Annotated in this window: 19 protein-coding genes and 1 other annotated feature; of the genes, 8 read left to right on the forward strand and 11 right to left on the reverse strand. The window is 43.6% G+C overall.

The window, feature by feature from the left end:
• The first annotated feature begins 132 nt into the window (after positions 1-132).
• A complete protein-coding gene (gene fkpB / locus AB4589_RS04630; RefSeq protein WP_135444419.1) occupies positions 133-564 on the forward strand; it encodes an FKBP-type peptidyl-prolyl cis-trans isomerase in 432 nt (143 codons plus the stop codon).
• A 175-nt stretch (positions 565-739) separates the two neighbouring features.
• Positions 740-1696, forward strand: coding sequence for a 4-hydroxy-3-methylbut-2-enyl diphosphate reductase (ispH, locus tag AB4589_RS04635; RefSeq protein WP_029222924.1), 957 nt, complete (start codon positions 740-742; stop codon positions 1694-1696).
• 157 nt (positions 1697-1853) lie between these two features.
• Here the strand turns inward: ispH and btsR are convergent, their stop codons facing one another.
• From btsR to AB4589_RS04650, 3 genes are all read right to left on the reverse strand, one after another.
• A complete protein-coding gene (btsR, locus tag AB4589_RS04640; RefSeq protein WP_372099555.1) occupies positions 1854-2585 on the reverse strand; it encodes a two-component system response regulator BtsR in 732 nt (243 codons plus the stop codon).
• A gap of 105 nt (positions 2586-2690) precedes the next feature.
• A complete protein-coding gene (locus tag AB4589_RS04645) occupies positions 2691-4361 on the reverse strand; it encodes a LytS/YhcK type 5TM receptor domain-containing protein (protein ID WP_371703608.1) in 1671 nt (556 codons plus the stop codon).
• Positions 4362-4618: 257 nt separating this feature from the next.
• Positions 4619-6112 (reverse strand): carbon starvation protein A, encoded by a 1494-nt coding sequence (locus AB4589_RS04650; RefSeq protein ID WP_372099558.1) that lies wholly within the window; start codon positions 6110-6112, stop codon positions 4619-4621.
• A gap of 332 nt (positions 6113-6444) precedes the next feature.
• Between AB4589_RS04650 and AB4589_RS04655 the strand changes: the two genes are divergently transcribed.
• A complete protein-coding gene (locus AB4589_RS04655; RefSeq protein WP_009848451.1) occupies positions 6445-6795 on the forward strand; it encodes a DUF2799 domain-containing protein in 351 nt (116 codons plus the stop codon).
• A gap of 265 nt (positions 6796-7060) precedes the next feature.
• Here AB4589_RS04655 and murQ read toward each other — a convergent pair whose 3' ends face one another.
• Together murQ and AB4589_RS04665 are read right to left on the reverse strand one after the other, a co-directional pair.
• Entirely contained in the window at positions 7061-7981 is a 921-nt protein-coding gene (gene murQ / locus AB4589_RS04660; protein ID WP_371710030.1) for an N-acetylmuramic acid 6-phosphate etherase, read from the reverse strand.
• A gap of 45 nt (positions 7982-8026) precedes the next feature.
• The gene (locus AB4589_RS04665) at positions 8027-9142 is read right to left on the reverse strand and encodes an anhydro-N-acetylmuramic acid kinase (protein ID WP_371710028.1); all 1116 of its coding nucleotides are present in this window, start codon (positions 9140-9142) and stop codon (positions 8027-8029) included.
• Positions 9143-9263: 121 nt separating this feature from the next.
• On the opposite strand from AB4589_RS04665, the gene nagZ reads away from it, so the two are divergent.
• The 3 genes from nagZ to tyrA all read left to right on the forward strand — a co-directional run bounded on the left by nagZ (position 9264) and on the right by tyrA (position 12818).
• Entirely contained in the window at positions 9264-10253 is a 990-nt protein-coding gene (nagZ, locus tag AB4589_RS04670) for a beta-N-acetylhexosaminidase (RefSeq protein WP_102249721.1), read from the forward strand.
• A gap of 246 nt (positions 10254-10499) precedes the next feature.
• Entirely contained in the window at positions 10500-11573 is a 1074-nt protein-coding gene (locus tag AB4589_RS04675) for a 3-deoxy-7-phosphoheptulonate synthase (RefSeq protein ID WP_372099561.1), read from the forward strand.
• 117 nt (positions 11574-11690) lie between these two features.
• Positions 11691-12818, forward strand: coding sequence for a bifunctional chorismate mutase/prephenate dehydrogenase (gene tyrA, locus AB4589_RS04680; RefSeq protein ID WP_372099563.1), 1128 nt, complete (start codon positions 11691-11693; stop codon positions 12816-12818).
• Between the two features lie 133 nt (positions 12819-12951).
• Here tyrA and AB4589_RS04685 read toward each other — a convergent pair whose 3' ends face one another.
• The 3 genes from AB4589_RS04685 to ettA all read right to left on the reverse strand — a co-directional run bounded on the left by AB4589_RS04685 (position 12952) and on the right by ettA (position 16138).
• Positions 12952-13962 (reverse strand): M23 family metallopeptidase, encoded by a 1011-nt coding sequence (locus tag AB4589_RS04685; protein ID WP_371710026.1) that lies wholly within the window; start codon positions 13960-13962, stop codon positions 12952-12954.
• 49 nt (positions 13963-14011) lie between these two features.
• Positions 14012-14380 carry a PilZ domain-containing protein gene (locus AB4589_RS04690; RefSeq protein ID WP_372099565.1) on the reverse strand — a complete coding sequence of 123 codons (369 nt, stop codon included), beginning with the start codon at positions 14378-14380 and terminating at the stop codon, positions 14012-14014.
• Positions 14381-14470: 90 nt separating this feature from the next.
• On the reverse strand, positions 14471-16138 hold the full coding sequence (gene ettA, locus AB4589_RS04695) for an energy-dependent translational throttle protein EttA (RefSeq protein ID WP_009848459.1): 1668 nt from the start codon (positions 16136-16138) through the stop codon (positions 14471-14473).
• A gap of 263 nt (positions 16139-16401) precedes the next feature.
• Here ettA and AB4589_RS04700 point away from each other — a divergent pair, with 263 nt between their 5' ends.
• Together AB4589_RS04700 and trpR are read left to right on the forward strand one after the other, a co-directional pair.
• On the forward strand, positions 16402-18351 hold the full coding sequence (locus AB4589_RS04700) for a transglycosylase SLT domain-containing protein (protein ID WP_372099567.1): 1950 nt from the start codon (positions 16402-16404) through the stop codon (positions 18349-18351).
• A gap of 172 nt (positions 18352-18523) precedes the next feature.
• Complete coding sequence (gene trpR, locus AB4589_RS04705) at positions 18524-18820, forward strand: trp operon repressor (protein WP_009848461.1); 297 nt, start codon at positions 18524-18526, stop codon at positions 18818-18820.
• A 117-nt stretch (positions 18821-18937) separates the two neighbouring features.
• Here trpR and yjjX read toward each other — a convergent pair whose 3' ends face one another.
• The 3 genes from yjjX to pheA form a co-directional block, all read right to left on the reverse strand.
• Complete coding sequence (gene yjjX / locus AB4589_RS04710) at positions 18938-19459, reverse strand: inosine/xanthosine triphosphatase (protein WP_009848462.1); 522 nt, start codon at positions 19457-19459, stop codon at positions 18938-18940.
• Entirely contained in the window at positions 19422-21800 is a 2379-nt protein-coding gene (locus tag AB4589_RS04715) for an EAL domain-containing protein (RefSeq protein ID WP_372099569.1), read from the reverse strand. Before AB4589_RS04715 ends, yjjX begins: the two co-directional genes overlap by 38 nt.
• A gap of 357 nt (positions 21801-22157) precedes the next feature.
• Positions 22158-23333, reverse strand: a complete 1176-nt coding sequence (gene pheA / locus AB4589_RS04720; protein WP_009848464.1) for a prephenate dehydratase — start codon at positions 23331-23333, stop codon at positions 22158-22160.
• A gap of 12 nt (positions 23334-23345) precedes the next feature.
• Positions 23346-23467 (reverse strand) — a sequence feature (Phe leader region).
• Between the last annotated feature and the right edge of the window lie 99 nt (positions 23468-23566).

Genomic DNA, 23566 nt, shown 5'->3' on the forward strand with positions numbered 1-23566 from the left:
CTATGACTCACAGAATAGAATAGCCCTAAGCGCTGTCGGTTGATTCCGACGGCGCTTTTTTTTATGCTGCAACTAATATGAGAGCAAAGCAAAATGCATTCTCAAATAATAAAGAAATCTAAGGAAAGTAACGTGGCAGCAATTAAAAATGATTCAGCAGTAACTCTACATTTTACGATTAAAATGAAGGATGGTTCAGTTGCCGATAGCACCGAAAATATGGGTAAGCCTGCAAAGTTCGTGATGGGTGATGGCAGCCTAAGTGAGAACTTTGAACAGTGCCTGATTGGCCTTGAAACGGGGACTGAAAAGTCTATCGAATTGAAGGCGGAAGACGCGTTTGGTATGCCAAATCCAGATCATATCCATCATATGGATCGTGCTAAGTTTGTTGGCGACTCTGAAGTCGAAGTTGGCACTATTATGGCTTTCTCTGGTCCTGACGGTATGGAAATTCCAGGTATTATCACTGATATTGCAGGTGATTCAGTGACGGTTGATTTTAATCACCCATTAGCCGGCCAAGACGTTACGTTTGACGTTAACATCTTAGCTGTGGACTAACTGTCTTAACGGTGGAGTAGTTATCTTAGCGGTTAATCACTATCTTAACAGTAGAATAACATCGCCTTACAGGTGTGACGCAACCCAGAGCTTCACTGTCTAGGCGCTTCACTGTAGAATGCGAACCTCGCTGACAGCGAACTCTATAGAAACAACCTTAGTACCGCGGTAAATGATGAGCAATGAAATGAAAATAATGTTAGCTAACCCTCGTGGCTTTTGTGCCGGTGTCGATCGTGCGATCAGCATCGTAGAGCGCGCTCTTGAACTGTATCAGCCACCGATTTATGTTCGCCATGAAGTGGTGCATAACCGCTTTGTTGTTGAAGGGCTCAAGCAACGTGGTGCTATTTTTGTCGAAGAGTTAAGTGAAGTACCAGACGATAACATCGTGATCTTCTCGGCTCACGGTGTTTCTCAAGCGGTTCGCAAAGAAGCGAAAGAACGCGAGTTAACGGTATTTGATGCGACGTGTCCTTTGGTGACTAAAGTTCATATGGAGGTTGCTCGAGCGAGCCGCAAACATATGGAAGTGGTATTGATTGGTCACGCGGGTCACCCTGAAGTGGAAGGCACTATGGGTCAATACGCTAGCCAAGCTGGTGGTATGTATTTGGTTGAAAGACCAGAAGATGTACAGAACTTAGTCGTGAACGATCCAAGTAACTTACATTATGTTAGTCAAACCACGCTGTCAGTTGATGAAACTGCAGACGTGATTGAAGAGTTACGTCGCGTATTCCCTGAGATCCAAGGACCACGTAAAGATGATATTTGCTACGCAACACAAAACCGTCAAGACGCAATTCGTGAGATGGCTGGTGATGTCGATGTCGTGATAGTTGTTGGCTCTAAGAACTCATCGAACTCTACTCGTTTAAAAGAGCTAGCTGAGAAGCTAGGCACGCCAGGTTATCTAACCGACTGTCCTGAAGACATTCAAACTGAATGGGTTGAAGGGAAAAAGAAAATTGGTGTGACAGCGGGTGCTTCAGCGCCTGAAGAGCTAGTAAACCAAATCTTAGATCGTATTCGTGAGTTGGGTGCTACCGAGGTTGAAGAGATTCAAGGTCGTGAAGAGAACATGTTCTTCGAAGTACCAAAAGAGCTGCAGATTAAGCAAGTCGACTAGTCTCTATGGATTGGTGACAAAGTCGATTCGTAACTCTATCGATTCGCAAACAGTATCGATTTGCAAACAGTATTGATTTGTAAACAGCAGGAAGCCAACGTTGATACGTTGGCTTTTTTGATCATGCTTTGGAACAAGGCGTCGAATTTCTAACAGGTTACTGGAGACCGAGTAGCTCCTTTAGTGTCTTGAGGTAGCGACGACTGACAGGCACTTCAAAACCAGTCAGCGTGATGATCTCCGCTAATCCATTTTCCAACAGTTTGATCTCTTGGATCGATTTTATATTGATCAAATACTGGCGATGACAGCGGATCAAATCGGTCTTTTCTTCTAGGATCTTCAGGGTTAACTGTGAGGTGGCGGTTTGTGATGAACTACGAACATGCACACCGCTGATATCTGAATAAGCGCACTCGACCGTTTGGCTTGCCATGATTACAATGCGGTTGTGACCAATACACGGGATTTGCTCTAAGTGGCAGGGAGCAATCGCTGAGATATCTTGTTCTGGCGCTTTTTGGTTTTGTTTGATGACTTTATTCAGACGGCAAACACTCTTGTTTAATCGACAAGGTTCAACCGGCTTGAGTAGGTAGTCAAAAGCGTTATCTTCAAATGCTTGAATCGCATATTGGTCGTAGGCGGTGACGAATACCACGTAGGGCATGGTGTCTGGATCAAGCATGCTTAACAGTTCAATTCCAGTAACCTGCGGCATTTGGATATCCAAATACACCACATCAGGCTTGAGCAGATTGATCTGTTTCAGTCCTTCGATCGCGTTACTCGCTTGGCCAATGATTTCTACTTGTCCGGTTTCAGTGAGTAGTTCAATCAGCTCTTCGCGAGCAAAAAGCTCATCATCGACAACTAATGCCTTTAACATCCTACAATCTTCATTTTGGTTCTATCCCTGCTTGTTTCACGCTTTTCTTTTAAATGTCTGCTTCTAAATGTTTCAACTCGGAGTGATTCGTCTCCGAAAATGCCTTTATTTCAGTATAGGTATGATAAAGCTCATTCGAGTAAATTGCTGTGGTTGAGATTCTATTTTTAGTGCTGAATCTTGTCCAAAGAAATTAGTGAGTCGTTTATCAACAATCTCCATGCCTAATCCAACGTGATCTTGGGATGGCTTCTGATAATTACCAGCATTGTCTTCAACGATTAACTTGAATCCCCCCACGAAAGCCTCGCTATAGATCTTCACTTTGCCGCCTTCCAGCATGTTAGAAATCCCATGTTTGATGGCATTTTCTACTAACGGTTGCAGGGTAAAGCTTGGCAGTTGCGACTCATACAGTTGCGGGTCGATATCCCATTCCACTTCTAATCGATCGGTAAAGCGTGCCTTCTCTATGGTTAGATACGCATTAACGTGTGCCAGTTCATCTTTGAGTTTTACCGTGTTGATGTTCTGCTTCAGGTTACTTCTAAAGAAGTGAGACAGATGTTGAATGAGCTCACGTGCTTTATCAGGGTCACGACGTGTAACGGCACTGATGGTGTTAAGTGCATTAAACAAGAAGTGTGGGTTCACCTGTGCATGCAGCAGTTTGATTTCCGCTTGTGTCAGCAGCGTTTGCTGCTGCTGATAGTTGCTAAATAGGATCTGGCTCGACAATAGCTGAGCGATACCTTCACCCATCGACATATTGATGGTCGAGAACAGCTTCAGCTTTGGCTCATACAGTTTGATGGTTCCGATGACTTCGTTTCCTGCTCTTAACGGGATAATTAGCGCTGAGCCTAACTTACAATCTTGCGAAAGGGAGCATTGGTATGGATTCTCTTTGCCATCAAGGTAGATGATGTCGTTCTGTTCCATCGAAGTGAGCGTGCTCTGCGATGAAATAGGGGTGTTCGGAATATGGTGTTCATCACCAATGCCGATGAAAGCGAGAATTTTTTCTCGGTCGGTGATCGCCACCGCACCAACGTTGGTCTCTTCGTAAATGATCCGCACGATTTTTTGCGCATTATCTGAATTGAATCCTCCATGCAAAATACCCACTGAACGCTCGGCGATGGTTAATGCGCGACGAGAGAAGGTTGCAGAATATTTTTCGAAGATGGTTTTACGGTCTTGGATGATGCTCATGAACAGTGCCGCACCCACAGAGTTTGCGATGATCATTGGTGCGGCAATATCGGACACTAAGGCATAAGATTGCTCGAATGGTTTCGCGACCGCTAAAAGAATGAGCATCTGAATAATCTCTGCAAACAGGGTTACCGAGAAAACCACCAATGGATTAAATAGCTGGCTGGCTTTGTTCTTTCTAACCAAGTAAACGTGCAATAGGCCGCCAATCAAGCCTTCTGCTGTGGTGGAAATAGCACAAGCCAAGTCTGTGAAGCCGCCTAATGAGTAACGGTGAATACCGCCAGTAAAGCCGACGGCAAAGCCAACGACAGGGCCGCCAAATAGACCACCCATGACCGCACCCATCGCGCGCGTATTGGCTATCGCGTCATTAATCTGCAGTCCAAAATAGGTGCCCATAATACAGAATAGGGAAAACAGAACGTAGCAGCTTATTTTATGACTTAAGCGTGAAGAGATGCTCAACAAAGGGAGAATCAACGGGGTTTTACTTAGCATGTAAGCTATTACTAAGTAGACACAGGTTTGTTGCAGCAGAGAGAGAATGAGTTCCATATTTTCACCAATTGAGATGCTTGCTAAGTGTAAAGCTCATTGAGGCTGAAAGGTAGCTTTGCTTTTTGCAGGTTGTCTTTCTTTTATAAAGTGGAAACTAACGTATTCAGTGGTTATGGATAAAATAATAAAGCCCATCATACATGATGGGCTTTGATCTTAGATTCCAGTTCATCAAAGATGTGGTGGAACAAGCGAAGTGTTTTTGGCTTTCTTATTCTCCTCTTTCTATGAAGAGTGAGAATATTTCGGGAAAGCTAAGCTGTTTTTGTTACGGGCTTTGCTTCCTTTTCTGATTCTTCATCAGCAAGGTCGATATCGCCTTTGCCTTTTGAAATTTTGATAACGTAAGCTGCGATACCGAATGCACTCACTACGCCGATGATGGTTGAAAGCTGCATTGGCAGACCGAAGCCTAGCTGGCTGTTGTTCAGGATGAATGTAATACACACAGAAGTCATGAACACAGCTGGAACCGTTGTTACCCAGTGCAGTTTATTGTGACGAAGTAGGTAAGCCGAAGCTGTCCATAGCATCATGACTGCTGTTGATTGGTTAGCAAAACCGAAGTAGCGCCAGATGATGCCGAAATCTACTTGAGTCAGGATGCCACCAAGAACGAATAGCGGTAGAGCCATTAGTAGTCGGTTACGCAGTGTTTTCTGTTCCATGTTGAAGTATTCAGCAAGGATAAGACGGCTTGAACGGAACGCTGTGTCACCAGAAGTGATAGGTAGGATAACCACGCCAAGGAAAGCAAGGATACCGCCAAATACACCCAGTAGGCCAAATGAAGCGCTGTATACCACGTTACCTGGGCCGCCGTTTGCAATCGCGTCAGATAAAGACTCAACTGAACCGAAGAACGACAGAGCAAGTGCACACCAGATTAGAGCGATGATGCCTTCACCAATCATTGCGCCGTAGAACACGAAGCGACCGTTCTTCTCGTTTTCCATACAACGCGCCATCAAAGGAGACTGAGTTGCGTGGAAGCCAGAGATAGCACCACAAGCGATAGTGATGAATAGAGCAGGCCAAAGTGGTAGGTCATTCGGGTTCATGTTGGTGAACATGTCTTTCATCTCGAAGCCGCCCATTATTTGGTGCTCGTCAGACAGACCAATCGCAGTGATTAAGCCAACAGACATGAAGATAAGCAGTGCACCGAACAGTGGGTAGAAGCGACCAATGATTTTATCGACAGGGACAATCGTTGCGATGATGTAGTAAGCAAAGATGATAACAACCATGGTTGTTGCAGACATCGCGAAATCAGTTTGGTCGTTCACTAGGTTAGTGATCATGCCTGCAGGAGCAGATACGAATACCACGCCAACTAGAAGCAGTAGAACAATGGCAAAGATGTTCATAAAGTGTTTTGCGCCATTGCCTAGGTAACGTCCAGTGATAGTTGGAACTGAAGCGCCACCATTACGGATAGATAACATACCTGAGAAGTAGTCGTGTACTGCACCTGCGAAGATACAGCCTAGCACGATCCAAAGCATCGCTGCTGGGCCGTAAAGGGCACCCATGATAGGGCCGAAGATTGGACCTACACCTGCAATGTTAAGCAGCTGAACTAGGTAAACCTTTGGCGTCGACATCGGAACGTAGTCCACGCCATCTTGTTTGGTGTGAGCAGGTGTTTGACGCTTTTCATTGATACCGAAAATCTTCTCGATAAAGGCACCGTAAATAAAGTAGCCACCAATGAGTGCTGCAACACAGGTAAGAAACCACATCATAATTTGTTATCCCTGAATGTATTAATTAAGTCAGGGTGTATATTAAAGAAGAGTATGAGAAGAAACTTCCGCTATGAGAGTGAGTGGTCGAATAGTCAATTAAGTGGTGTTATAACTGATTGAGTGGTTTGCTACGTTTGTAGAGCGGTTGGTTATTCGTGTTGAGAAGTGCCTTACTTCTGACAAGTGGTGACTTATCAGCTTTAAGCGGTCACCAATAGATATCAGTGGCAGATAGCAGACATCAGTGGACATCAGCCAGTGTTCAGCGGAGAATCACCACAAAGATAACGCTTCATCAGGAAGTGGCTAGGTAAATATAAAGGATTGAAATGAAAAAAATAATCGCACTATTCGCCGTGGCATTTAGCCTTGCAGGATGCAGCGCCAATGTTCAAGATTTAGCAGCTGAAGGCAATTGGCAAGAGATTGGCTATCGTGATGGTATCAAAGGCCACACTCAGCGTTCTTATTCAGATATGGCCGAGCTTGGCGGAGTCGATCAAGCTAGCTATACAGAAGGTTATCACCTAGGTGTGACTGAATATTGTAATCCGAACCATGCTTATCAGATTGGTTTATCTGGTCAAGTGTATGAAGGCGTGTGTTCTGGTACGGAAGACGCTCAACGTTTCCGTATGGAATGGCAACGTGGCTGGGATGAGTTCTCGAACGATTATTAAGCCCAAGCTAGCGATAACAAATGAAAACTAAAAGAGACCAGTACTGCATGTGTACTGGTCTTTTTGTATGTAGCGAGAGTAACGCTCAACAGTATAATGCCAATCGTAGTAAATAACTGTTCATCCTAGCTGGTTAAAACACTCGATAACATCGTTAGAAATTTTAATTGTAGAATAACTACTTATCGAAAATTTCTGCCTTGTTCTCAAGCATTTTTCCTGCGCTATTTATAATCACTTACTTACTGTGATTGGTATCAGCAGATTACTGATTATTCTCGACCGCTTTTCTCAAGAAGCCATTTTGTTTATCAAGCTGAGCCTTGGCCAGTTCTAAATCTAGCCCTGTTAGAATCATCAAAATCGATAGCTTCACATCGTAATCAGTCGCTTTAAGTGTCGACACCGCCAGTGCTTTCTCGCACTCCGTTGCTTGGATAACGATACGAGCAGCGCGGGCAACCAACTTTTCATTGGTCGCTTTTACGTCGACCATCAGGTTTTGGTAGCTCTTACCAATGCGAATCATGCTGGCTGTGGTCAGCATATTAAGCACCAGCTTTTGTGCTGTCCCTGATTTGAGTCGTGTTGAACCCGTCAATGCTTCTGGGCCAACCACCGGGCTAATTGCGATTTGAGCGATTTCAGCAATCGGAGAATCAGGGTTACAAGACAATGCAACCGTCACTGCGCCAAGTTGATTGGCATAATTGAGTGCACCAATCACGTAAGGTGTACGGCCACTGGCTGCAATGCCTACCACGACATCGTTTTCTGTAAATTGAATGGCTTTCAGGTCTTCAATACCGAGAGTCAGCGAATCTTCCGCTCCCTCTTTGGCTTTTAAAATCGCTTCTGGTCCGCCAGCGATTAAGCCGATAACCATTTTGTCTGAAACACCGAAAGTCGGAGGGCACTCTGAGGCATCTAATACACCTAATCGACCACTGGTGCCTGCACCCATATAGATCAGTCGGCCACCGTTTTGAAAGGCGTGAGCGATCTTGTCAACCGCTTTCGCGATCAGTGGTAATTCGGCTTCGATCGCCAGTGGTACCTGTTTGTCTTGTTGGTTAATCTTTTCAACCACTTCGAGAGAGGTGAGTAGATCAATATCCATAGTGTCAGGGTTTCTCCCCTCCGAAACGAGGTGCGAGAGCGCTGATATGAGAGCGTCGTTACTCATAATGATCCTTAAATGGTGATTCTAAAATGATGGTTCTAAAGTTGTTTAGTCAGCACGATAGAGAACGCCTAGAGAGGCCGCTCTGCTTGCGCCAGTCACTTCTGGTAAATTGCTTGGCAGTTGATGAACATGACGTTGAGCAAGCCACGCAAAGGCCATAGCTTCCATATAATCGGCATCAACGCCTTTACTGGTGGTTGACTCAACCTCCCAGCTAGGAAGCAGTTCAGACAGTCTCTTCATCAACAATGGATTTCTCGTACCACCGCCACACACATAGAGTGCAGGTTGATCACCCAAGCGATAAGTCTCCACTTCATTCGCTATCGTCAATGCGGTGTATTCACAAAGTGTGCGCTGAATATCTTCTGTCGCAAGATCTTTAAATTCTGTTAATTGTTGCTCTAGCCAAGGTAGGTTGAACAGTTCTCTACCAGTACTTTTCGGTGGCAGTTGAGATAGATAAGATTCACTTAGAAGCTGTTCGAGCAAGGCTTGATTCAGTTGGCCTGTTAGCGCGAACAGTGCATCACGGTCAAACTTATCACCTATGTGTTTATCAACCCAAGCGTCCATCAACATATTGCCGGGGCCTGTATCATAACCAAGAGTAGGCTGATTCGGGCGCAGTACTGAAATATTCGAGATACCACCAATATTCAAGACTACAACCGAGCTGTCTCGCGGGTGAAAAATCGTATGGTGAAACGCGGGGACTAATGGCGCACCTTGTCCGCCAAGCGCCATGTCTTTGCGTCTGAAGTCGGCAACAGTTTGAATATCTGTTTTAGCGGCAATGATATTAGCGTCACCCAACTGCATGGTAAATGGCGAAGTACCGGTTGGCTGGTGGAATACTGTTTGGCCATGGTTCCCAATCGCAGTCACAGAAGATGCAGGCGTACCTGACTTATCGAGAAGTTGCAGAACAGCATCAGCAAATAGATGACCAAGCTGGTGGTCTAGTTCGCCAATGGCAATCAAATCCGTTTTCTGACCAATACAAACTTCAAGCAGACGCGCTTTGAGATCATCAGGCATTGGGAACTCATCATGAGCGAGCAATGTGATGCGCGAATCTTCAATCGAAACCAAGGCCGTATCAACACCGTCCATACTCGTCCCCGACATCACACCGATATACAGTTCTTTACGATCCATTCCTAAGCTCTTGCACTGCATTCTTAAAGTCTTCCACAGATTGGTTTAAAAACATTGTAAAGCAAATTTAAAGAGAATAATCTCGGGAAGTTTATGAAATTAGGTTTAATAAGGGATAAATATGGGACCGTTGTGGGTAGATGTCGCGGGCTACGAACTGACAGCTGAAGACAGAGAAATTTTAGAGCACCCAACCGTTGGTGGTCTCATCTTATTCGCTCGAAACTACCACGATAGCAAACAGCTTTCGGCGTTAAATAAAGAGATCCGCAAGGTAGCGAAACGTCCTATTTTGATTGGCGTTGACCAAGAAGGCGGCCGAGTTCAGCGCTTTCGCGATGGTTTTTCAATTATCCCTGCAGCTCAAGAATTTGCGACTAAGAACGATGGTGAGCAGTTAGCAGAACAAGCCGGCTGGTTGATGGCGGCGGAATTGATTGCCCATGATATCGATCTGAGCTTTGCGCCGGTATTAGACAAAGGCCACGACTGTAAAGCGATTGGTAGCCGAGCGTTTGGTGAAGATATTGATACCATTGTTCGTCACAGCAGCGCTTTCATCAAAGGCATGAAGTCGGTTGGTATGGCGACAACAGGCAAGCACTTTCCTGGACACGGTGGTGTGATTGCTGACTCTCACTTAGAAACGCCTTACGATCCTAGAGATGATATCTTTGAAACCGACATGGCAATTTTCAAGGCGCAAATTGAAGCTGGAATATTAGATGCGATGATGCCAGCACACGTGGTTTTCTCTCACTATGATGATCAACCAGCGAGCGGTTCACTGTATTGGCTGCAGAAAGTATTGAAGCAGCAGCTTGGATTCAAAGGCTTAGTTTTTTCTGACGACTTAACGATGGAAGGCGCTGCCATTATGGGCGGACCAGCAGATAGAGCGAAAGCAGCCTTGAATGCTGGCTGTGACATGGTGCTGATGTGTAATAAGCGAGATGCACAAATTGAGGCTCTTGATCATTTAGCAATTCAAGAGGTGCCTTTAGCCAACTCATTGCTTAAAAAGCACAGCTTTGATTTATCGACGCTTCACTCGGATAGTCGATGGAAAGAGGCCTCAGAGCAAATTAAGCGAATGTTAAATGCTGGGTGATAAATAAACACTCTATAAGTTTGAAGAAGGCGATATGAGAAATATCGCCTTTTTTGTATGTGTGAGGTGCAGTTTAAGCTGGTTTGTGTATTAGAGTTAATTAAAGTGAGTGTGTAAATTTAAATTTACACTAAATGTTTTTTATTGTTTACACTTGCAATCGTTTTTGTAGCTGTTATTGTGTTTTTAAAGATTGTTAGCCCAAATGGAAATATTGGGTGTAAAAATAAATATACAGGTTGAGTTATGCAGAAAAGTGAATTAAGCAATGTCAATATCATCGACGAACAAGTACTGATTACTCCAGAGGAGTTAAAAGCAAAACTGCCTTTGAGTGATAATGCTCGTCGTTTCATTCAAGAGTCTCGTCAAACTATTGCAGACATTATTCATAAGAAAGATCATCGCATGCTTGTAGTATGTGGCCCATGTTCTATCCATGATATTGAAGCGGCGAAAGAGTACGCGAAACGCTTAAAAGCTTTATCTGAGCAGCTTAGCGATCAACTGTATATTGTAATGCGTGTTTACTTTGAGAAGCCTCGTACCACTGTTGGTTGGAAAGGCTTGATCAATGACCCTCACCTAGATGGCACTTTCGATATTGAGCATGGTTTACATGTTGGTCGTGAGTTACTTGTTGAACTTGCTGAGATGGAAATCCCACTAGCGACGGAAGCGCTAGATCCAATCAGTCCGCAATACCTAGCAGATACATTCAGCTGGGCAGCAATCGGCGCTCGTACGACTGAATCACAAACTCACCGTGAAATGGCGAGTGGTCTTTCAATGCCAATCGGCTTTAAAAATGGTACGGATGGCAATCTAGGTACTGCAATCAATGCAATGCAGGCGGCTTCTTCTAGCCACCGTTTCATGGGTATCAGTCGTGAAGGTCAAGTCGCACTACTCACGACGCAAGGTAACCCAAATGGTCACGTAATTTTACGTGGCGGTAAGCAGACGAACTACGATTCAGTATCGGTACACGAATGTGAGCAAGAGCTGGGCAAGTCTGGCTTAGAGGCGGCACTAATGGTCGACTGTAGTCATGCGAACTCTCGTAAAGATTTCCGCCGCCAACCGTTGGTTGCTGAAGACGTTATCCACCAAGTGCGTGAAGGCAATAAATCGATTATTGGCCTGATGATTGAGAGCCATATTAACGAAGGAAACCAATCTTCAGATATACCTCTCAATGAGATGAAATACGGTGTATCTATTACCGACGCGTGTATCAATTGGGATTCAACTGAGGCACTATTGAAACATGCACATACGGAATTAGTCCCGTTCTTAGAGAACCGCTTGAAAGGTTAGTCAGAGTTTAAATTTAAGTGCCTCATCTAATGGGGCATTTTAAGATCTGTCGCTAACGAACCTGCGTCAATGCGGGCTTTTAGATTAGTACGGGCTTATAGATGAGTAAGGAATAAAATGGCCGTTGAACTGAACGAATTACGCGACCAAATCGATGCTGTCGATAAACAAATGTTGGATTTACTGGCTCAACGACTGGCTCTAGTAGAGAAAGTCGGCGAAGTGAAAAGTGAACATGGTCTACCTATTTATGTACCAGAACGTGAAGCCGCGATGTTGGCATCTCGTCGTCAAGAAGCCGAGAAAATAGGGGTTCCGCCACAGTTAATCGAAGATATTTTGCGTCGTACGATGCGTGAGTCTTATGCCAGTGAAAAAGATTCTGGTTTTAAGTGCCTTAACCCAGATTTGCGTTCAGTGGTTATCGTTGGTGGTAATGGTCAACTAGGTGGTCTGTTTGGCCGTATGTTCAAGCTTTCTGGCTACGAAGTGAAAATCCTTGGCAGTCAAGATTGGGACAAAGCCGATGAGATCTTAGATAATGCCGGTCTTGTGGTTGTCACGGTTCCAATCCACCTGACGGAAGGTGTGATTGCGAAGCTGGGTAACCTACCAAGCGATTGTATTCTTTGTGATTTGACGTCGATTAAATCAAAGCCTCTACAAGCCATGATGAACATGCATCAAGGCCCTGTGGTTGGGTTGCACCCAATGTTTGGTCCAGATGTTCCAAGCCTTGCGAAACAAGTGATTGTTTACAGTGATGGGCGTGGCTCTGAAAGCTACCAATGGTTGCTGAATCAATTTGGTATTTGGGGCGCGAGCCTTTGCCAGATGGATGCTGCGGAACACGATCACGGCATGACTCTGATTCAAGCTCTTCGTCACTTCACTTCTTTTGCTTACGGCTTGCACCTAAGTAAAGAGAACCCGAACATTGATCAACTTTTGAAGTTAAGCTCGCCAATCTACCGACTTGAGATTGCGATGGTTGGTCGTCTGTTTGCTCAAGACCCGAACTTGTACGGTGATATCATTCTTTCTTCAGATGAGAACATTGAGATGATTCGACGTTTCCATAGTCGTTTCGGTGAAGCATTGGAAATCTTGGATGGGAAAGATAAAGCCAAATTCGTTGATAGCTTTAATCAAGTCAGTGATTGGTTTGGCGACTACTCGCAGCAGTTCTTGCAAGAGAGCCAAAATCTTTTAAAGCAAGCGCATGACTCGATTCATCGTGGCTAATTACGATTTGAAATCATAAAAAAGAGCGACCTGATGGTCGCTCTTTTTGTTTGTACTGAATGCTATGAAAGCATTTGGTCTACTGTAGGCTAAAAGCAATTAGAACATCATAGGCCAAATCAATAACCAATAACTAGTTAGTAGTGATAGGTTTCTTACTATCTTCACTCGATACGGTGTCTATGGTCGAGCTAATGTAAGGCACGTTAGTCAGGTTGATCTGCAAGCGAACCACATTATCAATCAGTTGAACCAATGGACCCCACTTAACCTTTTTCTCTTTCTCAAACACGTAGTTGAAGTTCTCAGGTGTCCAATCCATCAAGTATTGAGGGTTCAATGAACGACCAAGAAAGCGTACCTCATAGTGCAAGTGTGGCCCGGTTGAGTTACCTGAGTTACCACAGCTCGCAATCACATCGCCTTTACTCACAAATTGACCGCTACGTACTTTGAACTTCTGTAGGTGCGCATAAGAGCTCATGAAACCGAATGAGTGACGCATCGTTATAAAGTTACCGAAGCCCTTCTTACTTGGGCGCACGGTTTCAATTACGCCATCTGCTGGCGCTACTATATCTTCACCACGCTTACACGTTAGGTCGATACCAGTATGAACGTGGCGTTTACCTGTTATAGGGTTAGAGCGACGACCATAAGAGGATGATATGCGTTGATAAGCCATAGGGCTGTCATTTGGAATTAAACGAAACATTGTGGCTCTGACTGCCGAATCTACTGCAGCTGCATCAATTCGGTCTTCTAAAGAGACGTCATCAGTCAGCGGCTCTTCATCGGTCAGGCCAAGCACTGATTCCACATCAAATACACGCTTACCAAGTAACTGAATAGTGCCTTCTTTCTCGGTTAATGCTTGAGACAGTGAGTGATTGGTTTCTACCTGCTCAGCGTAAAGAAAGTCGGTTTGTTCTTTTTCAACAATAAGTGTTTCAATCAATTGTTGTGCATCATCGGCTTGGAGGGCGAGTTCTTGTTTACCCTCAAAGTGCATGTATGCAGCTCCGCCAATCAATAGAGGCACTGAAAAAAGGGCTGTGGTACATATTAGTACGGCTTTTCGACCGAAATAAAACGTCTGATCCCCTTGGGTTAAGGGGATTGTAATGGAAACTTTTTTAGACATGGTTCTGTATTAACTAAATGCTTCTAATAGAAAAAGGGGAATGGAGACGTCACTCACTACCTAAATCGGTAAGGTGTTCAATCTCTCTATAAAGCAGTTCATCGTCGCCAACGTTAAGTTCCACAAGGCGCTTAAGGTGGCTGATACTATCAATATCTAAATGCTCTATACGTAAACGCATTGAGGTATTGATGGTCGAGACTATCGTTGCTTCTAACTGAATATTGATATCACTGTTGGTGAGCTTAAAGCTGACTTGAACAGGAGCATCGTGGCTGAGTTGCTGCCATTTATCACACTGAATGAGTAAACCATGAAGAGATAAGTCTTGCACCGAGCCTGATACTTTTACTTGTCCTTGTGAGATCTCAGTCGGGACTTGATAAATAACTCGTGAAAATTGACGTCTTTCAAGCATAGGTAATTTCTCTATATCAATAGGTAAATAGTAAGCCAGATATATCAAAGGCCGCTATTATCGCGGCCTTTGTTCAAAATACAAGCTAATTTACTTAGCAATACGCTTGTACTTGATGCGGTGAGGTTCTGCCGCTTGTGCACCTAGAGTCTTTTTCAGCCACTCTGTATATTCAGTATAGTTACCTTCGTAGAAGTTAACTTGACCTTCATCACGGTAGTCTAAGATATGGGTCGCAATACGGTCAAGGAACCAACGGTCATGCGAGATAACCATTGCACAGCCAGGGAACTCAAGTAGTGCTTCTTCAAGAGCTCGTAGTGTCTCAACATCAAGGTCATTGGTTGGTTCATCGAGTAGCAGTACGTTACCGCCCGCTTTTAGCAGTTTCGCTAGGTGAACACGGTTGCGTTCACCACCAGAAAGCTGACCGATGATCTTTTGTTGGTCGTTGCCTTTGAAGTTGAAACGAGAGCAGTATGCACGAGCAGGGATTTCGAAGTTGTTGATCTTAATGATATCAGCGCCTTCAGAGATCTCTTGGAATACTGTTTTTGTGTCGTCCATGCTGTCACGGAACTGATCAACAGAAGCAAGCTTAACCGTTTCGCCAAGTTCAACTGTGCCTGAATCTGGCTGTTCTGCGCCACTTAGCATCTTGAATAGTGTTGATTTACCCGCACCATTGGCACCAACGATACCAACGATAGCGCCTTTAGGCATGCTGAATGATAGGTCATCGATAAGAACGCGATCACCAAATGACTTCGTTAGGTTCTTAACTTCAAGTACTTTGTCACCTAAACGCTCACCTGGTGGGATGAACAATTCGTTGGTTTCGTTACGCTTCTGGTATTGGCCAGTCGTCATTTCTTCAAAACGAGCCATACGAGCTTTAGACTTAGCTTGACGACCTTTAGGGTTTTGACGAACCCATTCAAGTTCTTTCTCAATCGTTTTTTGACGTGCGCTTTCGCCAGCTTTTTCTTGCTTCAAACGCTCATCTTTCTGTTCTAGCCAAGATGTGTAGTTACCTTCCCATGGGATACCTTCACCACGGTCAAGTTCTAGAATCCAACCTGCAGCGTTGTCTAGGAAGTAACGGTCGTGGGTAATCGCCACAACAGTACCGCTGTAATCAACAAGGAAATGCTCAAGCCAAGCAACTGATTCTGCATCCAAGTGGTTGGTTGGTTCATCAAGAAGCAGCATGTCTGGCTTCTCAAGAAGTAGACGACAGATAGCAACACGACGACGTTCACCACCTGATAGGAATTCGATTTTCGCATCCCACTCAGGAAGACGAAGTGCATCTGCAGCTCGCTCTAGAGCTGTCTCTAGGTTATGACCATCTTTTGCTTGGATCAGTGCTTCAAGCTCACCTTGCTCTTTCGCTAATGCATCGAAATCTGCATCAGGTTCTGCGTAAGCGGCATATACTGCGTCGATGCGCTTAAGTGCGTCAGCAACATCTGAAACCGCTTCTTCTACGATTTCACGAACGGTTTTTGATTCGTCTAGTACAGGTTCTTGAGGTAGGTAACCTACTTTTAGACCTTGTTGTGCACGTGCTTCACCATCAATATCAGTATCAATACCAGCCATGATACGTAGTAGGGTAGATTTACCTGAACCATTTAGACCCAAAACACCGATTTTAGCGCCAGGAAAAAAGCTAAGAGAAATGTCTTTAAGAATTTGACGCTTAGGTGGAACAGTTTTGCTCACCCGAGACATGGTATATACGTATTCAGCCATTGCCGATCGATCCTAATTATTGTTCAAAATTGTTTGCTATTTTATACCAATATCCTCAAAGATGTTACTCCTAGGACAGAAAAGCCATTCTTGAACTAATCCTCACCTATTATTGTCACATTGGTCATTAAAACTATATTTAATAAGCTTTCGAGGCGATGTGTTAAATATTAACAATATTTACACTCAAACTCTTTACATTTGATGTGATGTCGGGCGTAAATAGACTTCACGTATTCATACACGCACTAAGGAAAGAGCGAATGTTTTTTCGCATTGGTAATACGAAAATTGCTGTCGCTGCATCGGCAATTTTGTTTTCATTTTCACAGGCTCCAATGGCTATGGCCAGCAATGCTTCCGAGCTTGAAATGCAGCGTGATGTTTATGACAGAGCGCAAGAGGTTTTAGACAACCGTGATCTAAAAGCTTATTCAGCACTTCGTAATAAAATTCAAACATACCCGTTAACACCTTACACTGACTATCGCGCCTTTTTATTGGGCTTAGGTGATCGAACGCCAAGCGAGGTGGATGCTTTTATTGAAGAGAACAAAGCACTGCCGTTTTCCAATCGTATACGAGCGCCTTATTTAGATTTATTGGCGGCTCAAAAACAGTGGAAGACGATCCTTGAGTTTCAAACCCAAGAGCCTGTTGGTGAAAAATATCAATGTATCTATTACCGCGCTAATTATGAACAAGGTAATCAAGATCTCGCCTTTAAAGGTGCGAAACAACTTTGGTTAAGTGGCAGTGGTGTTGATGATAACTGTGATTCACTTTTCGAAAGTTGGGATGAAGCGGGCTTAAGAACGGATCAGCTGATTCTGGACAGAATGCTTTTAGCGTTCGAGAGTCGAAACGGTAAGTTAATGAGCTACTTGGTTAAGCAATTAGATCATGATGAGTCAATTACTCAAGCGAAGCAGATGAAGGCGTTGTACAACAAGCCTGAAAATGTACTCGCGTTTGCTAAGAAGCACCCAGCGAATGAATTCTACCAAGCTCAAACTGAATTTGGTTTCGAGAAGCTAGTAAGGAAATTCGCAAGCAGCGCTCAAGAGGTTTTTGATGATGTTGTGAAAGCTCAAAAATTTTCGAAAGAAAAATCCCAAGAGCTCGCGGATTACCTAGCGTTCCGCTTGATCAATACCGACTCTGAAGAGTTGATGGCGTGGCGAGACAAAATGCTCGCGAGTTCATCAAAGCAAGTCTTGTTGGAAAGACGTGCTCGCTTAGCGATTCAGCATGCCGATTGGACTGGCTTGAAAGAGTGGATTGCGCGCTTAGATGATAAGCATCAGGCTTCGCTTCGCTGGCAGTATTGGCAGGGTAGAGCTGAGATTGCACTAGGCGATACTGCTAAGGGTAACAAACGACTGTCAGATATCTTGGGTCAGCGTAATTTCTACAGTGTGGCTGCGGCTAAGCAATTAAATAAGCCAGTTAGCTATCCAACGTCGACCCTTAAATACAGTGCAGAAATGGTGAAACCATTCGACACTTCTTTGGTTCGTATCGGTGAGCTGATTGAGCGAGATAAAATAGCGGCTGCAAAGAGTGAGTGGCGCTGGTTATTAAGTCATGCAGATAAAGAGCAAAAAGCGATGCTTGCAGCTCATGCTGCGACACAGCGATGGAATCACTTTACGGTAACGGCGAGTATTTCTGCGAAGATGTGGGATAACATTGCGTTACGTTTCCCTGTCGCTCATAAGTGGTGGTTTAATTTCTATGCCGAGAAGCACGATTTTGATCCAATTACTTTGATGTCTTTAGCAAGACAAGAGAGTGCGATGGATTCAGAGGCTCGCTCTCCAGTTGGCGCGCGTGGCATCATGCAAATTATGCCAAAGACGGCACAATACACGGCCAATAAACATAAGATTAAGTACCAGGGCAGCGATGATCTTTATGATGTCGGCAAGAACATTGAGATTGGTAGCCACTATCTAGATGGCCTACTCGCTCAATATGATGATAACCGCATCTTCGCATTTGCCGCGTATAATGCTGGCCCTAGTCGTGTGAAACAGTGGCGATCACGCAGCGATGAAAAGCTCGATGCTTTTGCTTTTATCGAGATGATCCCATTCAAAGAGACTCGTGGTTACGTTCAGAATATCTTGATGTTTGAGACTTACTATCGAGATCTCCTGGGTGAGAAAGGGACGTTTTTAGCGCCCCATGAGGCAAAAACGAAATACTAAGCTCTCTGCATTTTTCTCCAAGCTGAGTAATATTAAAGGCAGTGAGTGCGAACCATTTCCACTTACTGCCTTTTTACATTGGATCACATCAAGTGTTTCGGTATAAAGTGTTCGACGCTTTCAATCGTTAAGCGACTCTTTAAAGTCAGAATTTAAAAGTAAGTGTAGAGATATGGCATCACAACCTGAATATGAGAATTGGCAACAACTGATGGACTTGGTAAAGACGGCTGTCGAAAAAGATCAACATGAACTATTGTTGACCATGATGATGACACCAGACGAGCGAGATGCTTTGGTTGCTCGAATTAATATCTTTTGTGAGCTGATGAAAGGTGAGATGTCTCAACGACAGGTTAGCCAAATGCTGGGAGTAGGCGTCGCGACGATAACCAGAGGCTCAAATGAGCTAAAGGCCAAATCTGAACAAGAGAAAGCCGTGATCGCCGACCTTTTGCTCAAACAATAACTGAGTTAAGCAACCTCTGAGTAGTGTGTCTATTAATTCGATAAAAACGCTAACTGAATGTTAGCGTTTTTTAATTCTGGTGATTGTTCTCTGAGGCTTTCGAAGTTTAGCGAAGATCTAGATAGGAAAGTGCTCTGGATTCACAAATGGGATCAGCGCTAAAATTAAAGCCTGATGATAGACAGAGCTGCGTGTTAGTTGGTTATGCGTTAGTAGGCCAATCGCACCGCCTTTTTGTTTGATATTATCGGTGCCAAACACTTCATCCATCACATCCCCTAGCTCGTTCGCATGTTCTAACTTTTCAAGTACTGCAGGTGGCAACATCAAACTTGCTGAACGCGATTCTCCACGTAGGCCATTTGCTTCGATCACCATCCATGCAAAGGTAACGTTTTTTTCTATTCCAGCTTCTAATCCCACATAAAAATCTGCATTAGGCTGAGCTTGGATCGTGTTGTAAACACGATTTACCGCACCTTGATAGGTTTCGTCGTTGCTCATGGGTTGATCGGCGACGCCACTAGGGACACTGATGCCTTTGAAATCAAATTCAGTATCAGGAAAAGCCGATAAGAATGCACTTTTAACGGCGCTAATTTTAGCTGGATTCAGCGATGCGATGATTACAGATTTCATGTGGTTGATTCTTTTTATTATCGATAAAATTGAGTTGATGCTGTCGGTACCATTCCGTCAGCTCTTCTAATGGCATTGGCTTACCAAAATAATAGCCTTGTAGCATATCGCACTGCGCATCTTGTAACCACTGATGCATGCATTGAGTTTCAATTCCTTCGGCTGTGACCTTTTTCCCTTGAGCATGGCATAGCCCGATAATGGGTTTCACTATGTTCTGGTTATCTGTCTCAATCAAGGTGTCCAAAAAGGTTTTATCCAATTTAATCTTCTGAGTTGGATATTGAACCAGTTGAGTGATCGAGGTGTAACCAGAACCAAAGTCGTCGATTGCTAATCTATAGCCCATGTATGATAACTGGTTAAGTAATGGGAACCCCTGAGAGTTTGAGTAAAAGGTTTCTGTGATTTCAAAATCGATCAAATTGGGCGGAATCTGATTGATTTTCGCATGCTCTTTGATGAAATCAGCAAGGTGAGTGGTTTTAATCCCGGCTGAAGATAAGTTAATCGATAGCTGAATAGAGTGATCGAATTGAGCTTGAAGTTGATGGAATGAAGCAAATGCATTCTGGATAACCCAGCGATCAATTATTTCAAATAATCCGGTTTGTTCGGCGATAGGAATGAATTCATCGGGTGGCACTAAACCAAGGTGTTTTGAGTGCCAACGTAATAGCACTTCTACACCAATAATATAACTTCCTGTTGAGTCCATATAAGGCATGTAAACGAGCTTAAACTCTTCATCAAAATTATTTTCTCTGAGGGCGCTCTCAATACTGGCTTGACGCTGAATGGTTTTATCTAAGTCTAACGAGTAATCTGCGAATTGGTTTTTACCTGCATGTTTGGCTTGATACATCGCGGTATCAGCATTCGAAAGAAGCTTCTCGATTGTATCGCCATCATTAGGGTGGGTCGCAATACCAATACTTACCGTAATCGGGAAATTACCTGACTCGGTGACAAACCCCTTTTGTAGTGGGGTGAGTAAATCATTCGAAAATCGATGTGCGATATTTTCTTGGTGATTTGGAGCATTAATGTATACAACGAACTCGTCCCCAGAAAGTCGGGCTGGCAGACAGTGGGCATTTAATTCTGTTTTGTAGTGGTTACAAATATTGGAGATACGCTGAGCAAAACTGACGAGAATCGAGTCGCCGATCTGATGCCCGTATTTGTCGTTCACAAATTTGAAGTTATCTAAATCAAAGTAGAGAACCCAGGTTTCGGTGTTCGAACTAGGTTTTGACAACGACTGCTGCACGAAGGTTTGAAACTGGTGCCTATTGGCTATTTGGGTCAACTGATCATTTTCTGCCAACAACTTAGTCTGTTGGTACGTGTCATCCAACTCTTGGTACATATCATAAAAGCGTTGGGATAAGCGCCCCAACTCATCATTTGTTCCTAGGCGCTCAATGTTTTTTCTCTGTTTTTTCTCAACCTCTTGAAGCTGCCTATCTAAACGGGTGATCGGGTTTATCACCCAGCGAGATAGCAGGATCAGCAGTAAGGCAACACTGACAAATGCAGATAGGGCAAAGGATAGGCTCAGTTCATTCCAGATAGATTTGAGTTTGTTGTCTAATAAGAATGGTGCAGGATCGAGCGTGGCGTAGAGGCCAGGTGCTAGCTTTATAGATTGTGTTAACTCACGCCCCTGTGTCACTAACGTAGGGGTAAAAAACAAACTAGTTTGATAGTCGAACTCTATCTGTTTTCGTAGTGAATTAAACTTATCAAGAGAGACAGATACAACCACAAAAAACACATTGTTGGGTGGATCGTTTATTGGTGTCGAAACTGTTTTTTTATCAATAACATCATAATGAACTAATCCCCCTTCACCTTGGGAATTCTGTATGTAGTCCGTACTCGAAGTTGCTAACGTTTTTTGATATTGATGCTCAATGAACTCTAATATCTTGGGATCCATTTTTGCGAAAGGATCATTGGTATTGTCAGCGTAATATTTAAGAGCTCGATCGCTATCAAGCAACGCGACCCTTGTAAAACTGTCGTTACCATCTTGCAATAACTTAATCGTTTCGTTTAGGTTATCAGTAAGTTCACGTTGGTGGTCGACATTTTCATCAACCATAAAATAACGCTTAACCAGGTCACTATTGGTGAGGGTGTAGGAGTAATTGTTGAGGAAAGAACGAGACTGTTGAAAATAGCCTGCTAATTTTTCCATGCTTAATTGCAGGGCATTGTCTTCACGTTTGATAAAGCTGTTTTTTTGCGTGGAATAGATGATATAGCTAGAAGCCGCTGTACTGATCAGTATTACGGGGGCAATCACAAGTAATATTTTAGTACTTAGCTTCATGGTTATTCACAACATGGTTTATAAATTTTAGCACGTAAGTTTATGTTATTTCGAGAGTTCTTGCCATCGATTATATTGTGTTTGAAGAGTTTTGTTTGGGTTTTAAGTTTTTGTATTTACTGATTAAATTATCAGTAATGAGTGTTTAAGTAAGTACGGTGGGGGTGATTGAAGTGGATAGGAGTGAGAATCAGTAACACAACCAATTCATTTTTAAGTATACAGACTTTGCGTATTCCTTAGTTCGAGTTTTATTCCATTAGTTACTTTCTTTTAGCATTTGGCCTGCAGTAGGCCAAATGCTTGTATTAGTGAAAAGCTTATAGCAGTTAAAATGGGGGAACAGATAATAAAAAGTTAAGACAACTTAACCTGAGTAGCCTTAATGTTCTCACTTGGGTAGCAACCTAACACTTTTAGGTGACGAGTTATGGCTGTTAGTTCCGTTATCGCTTGCTGCATATTATCTGAATCTAAGTGTGCTTCTAAATCCACATAGAACATCTCTTCCCAAGGGTTACCCATGATAGGACGAGATTCCAGCTTGGTCATGTTAATACCTAAGCGTTGCAGAATCAGTAGTGTTTCAACCAAAGAACCGGCTTCTTGAGAAGTTGACATGATAAGCGTCGTCTTAGCTGGGATCTGAGTCGATACTTCAACAGGCTTACGAGCGACCACGATGAAACGAGTGTGGTTCTCAGTTTGATTTGCAATGTTACCTTGGATTGGTTGAAGTCCATAAAGCTTGCCGCTCGATGCATTACCAATCGCTGCCACATCATCACCGTCTAGATCTTTCACCTTTTTCATAGCATCAGCTGTGCTTGCACAAGATTCAAGGCTGACATCTTTAAGGCGGCTTAAAAACTCACTGCATTGTTGATGAGGTTGTGGATGCGAATAGAGCGTTTTAATGTCTTCTAAACGAATATCATTTTTCGCGACAAGGCAGTGTTCAATCGGTTGAGAAAGTTCACCAACGATGTAAAGCGTTGTGTGTTGTAGCAGATCGTAGACTTCGTTAATTGACCCTGAACTGGTATTTTCAATCGGCAGTACACCGTAGTCGGCATGGCCCGATTCTACAGTCGATGCGACTTCTTTGAAATGATTACAGTTCAGCTCAATCAATTCCATATTCTTGCGGCTGAAGTATTCACGGCTCGCAAGGTGAGAATACGATCCCTTAGAACCTAAGAATGCAACGCGAGCTAGTGGTTTACGGCTTTGTGGATTCGCAAGGTTTTGCAGGTATGACTGTTGCAGCAGAACCGAATCTTCAATGATGGTATGAAACAACTTAGTAATGTACTGCGCATCAAGCTCGTATTTATCTTTACCGTTGTTGATCAATTTGACTAGTAGTTGTTGCTCTCGTACTGCATCACGAACGGGTTTTGACGTTTCTACCTTGCTTTTAGCGACTTCGATACTCAGCTTACGACGCTCTGAAAGTAATTTTAGGAGTTCGTCGTCTAAATCGTTGAGACGAAGGCGGATATCATCTAGTGAAATTGTTCGGTCAGTCATAAATGTGTCCTTATAAAAAAGCCCCCCTAGTGTGGGAGGCTTCTTGTTCGTTTTTGACTTGTTTTTCTAAAACGACTTAGCCTCCGATTTACGGAAGAAAAAAGAAGTCAAAAATAAACAAAGAGTGAGAGTGCATAAAAAGTGATTGTTTTATGAATGTTTAAACACAATAAGCAAGCGAGCTACGAGCGTCAAGCAAAAAAATAGCGCCCTGAGGCGCTAATGCCGATCAG

Origin of the sequence: Vibrio sp. 10N.222.49.A3 (assembly GCF_041475145.1) — a bacterium.
GTDB lineage: Bacteria > Pseudomonadota > Gammaproteobacteria > Enterobacterales > Vibrionaceae > Vibrio > Vibrio tasmaniensis_A.

What these genes read in the sequence shown, in the direction of transcription:
- pheA (WP_009848464.1), bottom strand. Translation starts at nt 23,333, where the DNA reads ATGACTGACCGAACAATTTCACTAGATGATATCCGCCTTCGTCTCAAC.
- ispH (WP_029222924.1), top strand. Translation starts at nt 740, where the DNA reads ATGAGCAATGAAATGAAAATAATGTTAGCTAACCCTCGTGGCTTTTGT.
- AB4589_RS04655 (WP_009848451.1), top strand. Translation starts at nt 6,445, where the DNA reads ATGAAAAAAATAATCGCACTATTCGCCGTGGCATTTAGCCTTGCAGGA.
- AB4589_RS04690 (WP_372099565.1), bottom strand. Translation starts at nt 14,380, where the DNA reads ATGCTTGAAAGACGTCAATTTTCACGAGTTATTTATCAAGTCCCGACT.
- AB4589_RS04715 (WP_372099569.1), bottom strand. Translation starts at nt 21,800, where the DNA reads ATGAAGCTAAGTACTAAAATATTACTTGTGATTGCCCCCGTAATACTG.
- yjjX (WP_009848462.1), bottom strand. Translation starts at nt 19,459, where the DNA reads ATGAAATCTGTAATCATCGCATCGCTGAATCCAGCTAAAATTAGCGCC.
- AB4589_RS04675 (WP_372099561.1), top strand. Translation starts at nt 10,500, where the DNA reads ATGCAGAAAAGTGAATTAAGCAATGTCAATATCATCGACGAACAAGTA.
- murQ (WP_371710030.1), bottom strand. Translation starts at nt 7,981, where the DNA reads ATGAGTAACGACGCTCTCATATCAGCGCTCTCGCACCTCGTTTCGGAG.
- AB4589_RS04650 (WP_372099558.1), bottom strand. Translation starts at nt 6,112, where the DNA reads ATGATGTGGTTTCTTACCTGTGTTGCAGCACTCATTGGTGGCTACTTT.
- trpR (WP_009848461.1), top strand. Translation starts at nt 18,524, where the DNA reads ATGGCATCACAACCTGAATATGAGAATTGGCAACAACTGATGGACTTG.
- nagZ (WP_102249721.1), top strand. Translation starts at nt 9,264, where the DNA reads ATGGGACCGTTGTGGGTAGATGTCGCGGGCTACGAACTGACAGCTGAA.
- btsR (WP_372099555.1), bottom strand. Translation starts at nt 2,585, where the DNA reads ATGTTAAAGGCATTAGTTGTCGATGATGAGCTTTTTGCTCGCGAAGAG.
- AB4589_RS04700 (WP_372099567.1), top strand. Translation starts at nt 16,402, where the DNA reads ATGTTTTTTCGCATTGGTAATACGAAAATTGCTGTCGCTGCATCGGCA.
- ettA (WP_009848459.1), bottom strand. Translation starts at nt 16,138, where the DNA reads ATGGCTGAATACGTATATACCATGTCTCGGGTGAGCAAAACTGTTCCA.
- AB4589_RS04665 (WP_371710028.1), bottom strand. Translation starts at nt 9,142, where the DNA reads ATGGATCGTAAAGAACTGTATATCGGTGTGATGTCGGGGACGAGTATG.
- AB4589_RS04685 (WP_371710026.1), bottom strand. Translation starts at nt 13,962, where the DNA reads ATGTCTAAAAAAGTTTCCATTACAATCCCCTTAACCCAAGGGGATCAG.
- AB4589_RS04645 (WP_371703608.1), bottom strand. Translation starts at nt 4,361, where the DNA reads ATGGAACTCATTCTCTCTCTGCTGCAACAAACCTGTGTCTACTTAGTA.
- tyrA (WP_372099563.1), top strand. Translation starts at nt 11,691, where the DNA reads ATGGCCGTTGAACTGAACGAATTACGCGACCAAATCGATGCTGTCGAT.